Annotated in this window: 3 protein-coding genes; all 3 read left to right on the top strand. The window is 33.5% G+C overall.

Annotation, left to right across the window (positions count from 1 at the left end; all coding sequences use genetic code 11):
* The coding region (locus HNP68_RS06630; RefSeq protein WP_183221654.1) for a DUF759 family protein at nt 1-1,190 on the top strand (1,190 nt) is incomplete at its 5' end.
* Between the two features lie 125 nt (nt 1,191-1,315).
* A complete protein-coding gene (locus HNP68_RS06625; RefSeq protein WP_183221655.1) occupies nt 1,316-1,876 on the top strand; it encodes a DUF792 family protein in 561 nt (186 codons plus the stop codon).
* A 3-nt stretch (nt 1,877-1,879) separates the two neighbouring features.
* A partial coding sequence (locus HNP68_RS06620; RefSeq protein WP_183221652.1) for a DUF693 family protein occupies nt 1,880-2,151 on the top strand: 272 nt, incomplete at its 3' end.

The following is a 2,151-nucleotide window of genomic DNA, read 5'->3' as shown; positions in this document are numbered from 1 at the left end:
TTGTAAAAAGTAATTTGTCTGATAAGAAAAAAGAACTAAGCAAACAATCTAAATTTGAAAGCTTAAGAGAGCGTGTTGAGAAATATAGGCTAACAGAAACTAAAAAGCTTATGAAACAAGGTATGGGCTTTGAAAAAGCTAGAAAAGAGGCTTTTAAAAGGTCTTTAATGTCTGATAGAGATAAAAGACGCCTTGAATATAAAGAACTTGCAAAAGAATCAAAAGCAAAAAGTAAACTGCTAGCAGCCTCTCAAGGAAAAGGACTTGTTGCCAAAATTGCTATAGGTAGTGCCCTAGGAAATGTTATTGGCAACGCTATTAGTAAAGTTGGGGGTGGTCTTTTTGGTTTTGTTTTTGGCTGGATTAAAAAATCAGTTGAAGCGGTTTCTCAACAAAGAAAAGCGCAACACCTCAATAGTGCATTTTATACAGAAAAACAACGAGCATTATTCATGGGGACTAAAGATGCGGAAGGAAATATTAAAGGGGGAATTCTTAATACTAGAAAAGGATTTGAACGCAACTTAGAAAAAGAAGAGTTTTTGCGGCAATTTTCTCTTATTAAGGGGACTCTAACAAGCATGGGCCAGTTGACTAATAAGAGAATACAACTTGCGGGAGAAATGATGGCTGATCTTGTATCTAGCGGCTACGCTAGCATGCAAGAAGCAGCAGCACTTGTTAACGCGCATATTAGCGGACGCGGAGACCTTTATAAAACAATGGAAGGTACAATAAAAGGCTACAAATATACTGTACAAGCAAAAAATAACTATGAAGAAGCCGTTATATCTAAAGATTTTAACTATAGATTTAAGAAATTACAAGAAATAAAAGATGACTATGCAAGTTATGGACTTACAAAATTTGCTGATGAAAAAGAAGAGATTGATAGCAATTTAATCAAATTGTCGGAAGCCCTTAAGGATGTAACTGCTGCGGGTATGCAACCGGTGCTTAAGGGTGCTTCAAAAATAATTGACTGGGTCCAAGACTTGATAAACACATATGGTAAATCGGGTTTTACTGGAGTTTTAACTAAAATGGCTACAGCTTTTGCAAATACTATAGGTTCTGCAATTAGTAATGCGTTCCAAAGCGCACTAAGCGGCATAGCTGGGGTACCTGGAGCTTTATTAAAGATGTTCATTAATCTTGGCAATGCAATTATTAAGAAGATAGTGGGGTAAAGGATAATTTTATGGCTATTAAAAATAAAAACATTGTTGGTGTAACTAAAACAACACCACCTGCAGCGCAAGAAAATTCTACAGGCTTTAAAAAACCAGATTGTGAAAATAGAAAAGAGGGGGAAATGTCTTGTGAAGAGATTAGACAATTAATAAAAGATATATCAACCCAACTATTTGCTCTTTTTGGAGCAGATAACTTCTTATTGCTATATCCACGACCAGATTTAAAAGGTTTTGGTTATGTACCACAATTGTTTTTTATAAAACCAAAAACCCAGCTAATAACACGGACTTACAACACCAGTTGCTCTAAAAGGCCCACTATCAACTATTATGACAGAAAAGCGGAATATGTAAGCTACAACCCCGTAATGACTGGAGAACATATCTCATTAAGTGGTGGGATATTAACCTCGATGTACAAAGATATGCTTTCAATATTTAAAACTACTGTTTTTGGCAATTTTTTGTTTCGCTTTGATTCGCACCTTGTAAAAGAACAACTAGCAAACAGAATACAAGCACAAGTTCCTTTTACTATCTACAGTCCAACTTTTGGCTTTAAAGAATTGGCTATAATTACTAGCCTTTCGTTTAAAGACACTCCATATATTGATGAAGTTGAAGTGAATCTTTCAATAGAAGTAGTAAAAACATTCACATTAGAAAAATATAAAGGATAATATATGTTTTTAAGTTATGATTTTAAAATTGAGTTCTATGATGTAGATAAATCAAAAAAATCAACTGATGGAACTCCTTTTCCTAAAAAAATTCCTAAAATTATAATCAATACACAAGACGGAATTCATGTTGATATTTCCATATTTAATAGACTATCATCAGACTTAAATACTGTAAGTTCAAAACAAGCAAAAATTGTACTTTGGAACTTACCTCTAGACTTTACAGACCACATTAAATTTGGAGATATAGTAAAAATATATTATAAGAAATT

It is taken from the genome of Borreliella yangtzensis (genome assembly GCF_014201775.1).
GTDB classification, from domain to species: domain Bacteria; phylum Spirochaetota; class Spirochaetia; order Borreliales; family Borreliaceae; genus Borreliella; species Borreliella yangtzensis.
This window is presented reverse-complemented; position numbering and strand designations above follow the sequence as displayed.

Excerpts from the sequence above, each read along its gene's own strand:
- HNP68_RS06625 (WP_183221655.1), top strand. The coding sequence starts at position 1,316 with ATGTCTTGTGAAGAGATTAGACAATTAATAAAAGATATATCAACCCAA.